This window comes from Dyella sp. C11 (assembly GCF_003121485.1).
In the GTDB taxonomy this organism is placed as follows: domain Bacteria; phylum Pseudomonadota; class Gammaproteobacteria; order Xanthomonadales; family Rhodanobacteraceae; genus Dyella.
Map to the genome: position 1 here is coordinate 1 of NZ_QAVX01000046.1, position 1913 is coordinate 1913.

2 protein-coding genes are annotated in these 1913 nt (G+C 64.1%); one reads left to right on the forward strand and one right to left on the reverse strand.

From position 1 onward, the window contains the following. Positions 1-507: 507 nt before the first annotated feature. Positions 508-1332, reverse strand: a complete 825-nt coding sequence (locus DK366_RS21070) for a helix-turn-helix transcriptional regulator (RefSeq protein ID WP_109127520.1) — start codon at positions 1330-1332, stop codon at positions 508-510. Positions 1333-1576: 244 nt separating this feature from the next. Here DK366_RS21070 and DK366_RS21075 point away from each other — a divergent pair, with 244 nt between their 5' ends. Further along, a complete protein-coding gene (locus DK366_RS21075; protein WP_109127521.1) occupies positions 1577-1813 on the forward strand; it encodes a hypothetical protein in 237 nt (78 codons plus the stop codon). Positions 1814-1913 lie beyond the last annotated feature (100 nt).

A 1913-nucleotide genomic window follows, 5' to 3' on the forward strand; every position in this document is an offset into this window, starting at 1 on the left:
CACTTGGCGCTGCCTGGGCTTACAGCCCAGCCAGTCCGTGAGAGGCGGCCGGGCTTTTCGACCGGGCTCCTGCCCGGGCGAAAAATGCCTGACATCCATGTCAGGCACCCCTGCGGGGCCTGATCGTCCACCCCTCACCGCCGCACAGGGGGCCCAGGATCAAGAGCCGGGCACGACGGCTCGTGCAGCTGTGCTGCACATCGCATCGCGGGGTCTGTTTAGCGATTGAAGGTTTTTTCGTGAGTCAGCCACGCCTGCTTTCGATCTTCTGTAGGAGCGCACTTGTGCGCGACAACGCCGCGCCACCCCGGCATCCCGGCGACGGTCGCGCACAAGTGCGCTCCTACAAAAAGGGGCCGCTAAAAGGACAGCGTTCCCTTCGGCTGACCCACGCGCCGTTTCCTTCCCTGCACGAGCCGCAGTGATGACGAGCAGTGCTTGAAGGGCTTTCGGCGCGTCAAGCCAAGTACGCCAGGCAATGACGTTCGAAGGAGGGAAAGCGCGTCTTTACTGCGCCCCCTGCGCCGCAAAATACCTGGCCGGCGGCTGCCCGAAACTCCTGCGAAACATCGCCACGAACGCACTCACACTCGCGTATCCCAGCGCATCCGCCACGGAAGAAACCGCCTCGCCATCTGCCAGGCGCTCCAGACCGTGCGACAGCCGGGCCAGTTGCCGCCATTGCGCAAAGCTCAACGCGGTCTCGCTGCGAAACAGTCGACTCAGGCTGCGAGGCGAAAGGCCCGCCCACGCTGCCCAGTCATCCAGGCCGCGGTTGTCGTTGGGGTTTTCCAGCAAAGCCACGGCGATGCGTAGCGCGCGGCGGTCGGTGGGCATGGGCAGGTGCAGGGGTTCGCGTTGGGCGCGGCAGATTTCTTCCAGCAACACGGCGCAGATGCGTTGCTGGTTTTCATCCAGGTCGGTTTCCCAGATCCATGTGCTGGCGCGGCGTACCAGGGCGCGCATCAGTTCGGTGCTGCCGATGACGCAAGGTTCCGTGGGCAGGCAACCGCATTCGGGTGGCGCCACGAACACGCCCCAGCCGCTCATGGGGCCGCTCAAGGTCACCATGTGCTCCACGCCGGGCGGCATCCAGCCGGCGCGATGCGGCGGCAGCAGCCATGAACCCTTGGCCGTGCGCACGTGCACCAGGCCGCTTTCCACGCAGTACAGCTGGCCGCGGGCGTGCGAGTGCCAGCCGTATTCGCGGGTGGTTTCGTTGTATTCGCTCGACGCTTCGCCTTCAGTCCAGTAGGCGATGACGGTGGGGCCGTCGAGGCGTTCAATCAGTGCGTGGAACTGGGTTTCGTCCTTATCGGAGAGATGTCCCATGGCCGGTTCTCGACAAACTTTGACCAAATAACGCTAACAGTAATCCGGCCGCCTGCTCAATCATGCTCGCCCGATTCCCACCGCTGCCGCCGCTCGCGGTGACGAACGTGCCGTCGGTCGCGATTCCCCAGCGCGTGCCATGCCGCCTGCTTGATCTGGCGCGGTCACGCCCGCACGCCGACACACGTCCTCTACCAAGCAAGTGACGCCACCCCATGGCGTCAAAGGGAGCTGAGCCATGTCGATGAACGTCCTGCGCCTGACCACCACGGAAGCCTCGCCGATCGAGGCGTTCGTGGCCTGTGCCCACCAGATGCTCGACCCGGACACCCCGGAGGCGGCGCGCCGCGCCATGGAGCCCCGCCTGGTGGCCTTGTTGCCCGCCCTGCGCGCCCTGGGGGTGTTCGAATTGTTCGAATTGCGGCATCCCGCCCTGCGAACGTGGGTGGAGGACGAGATTCGGGAGGGGGCAACTCGTTGAGAGGCCAAAAATTGACCTGGCAAAATGTAAGAAGAATATATTTGCCTTGACAATTATTATTTCGGCAATAGAATTGCCGTCCCATGAGCCCCTCCAACCC

What these genes read in the sequence shown, in the direction of transcription:
- DK366_RS21070 (WP_109127520.1), bottom strand. Translation starts at nt 1,332, where the DNA reads ATGGGACATCTCTCCGATAAGGACGAAACCCAGTTCCACGCACTGATT.
- DK366_RS21075 (WP_109127521.1), top strand. Translation starts at nt 1,577, where the DNA reads ATGAACGTCCTGCGCCTGACCACCACGGAAGCCTCGCCGATCGAGGCG.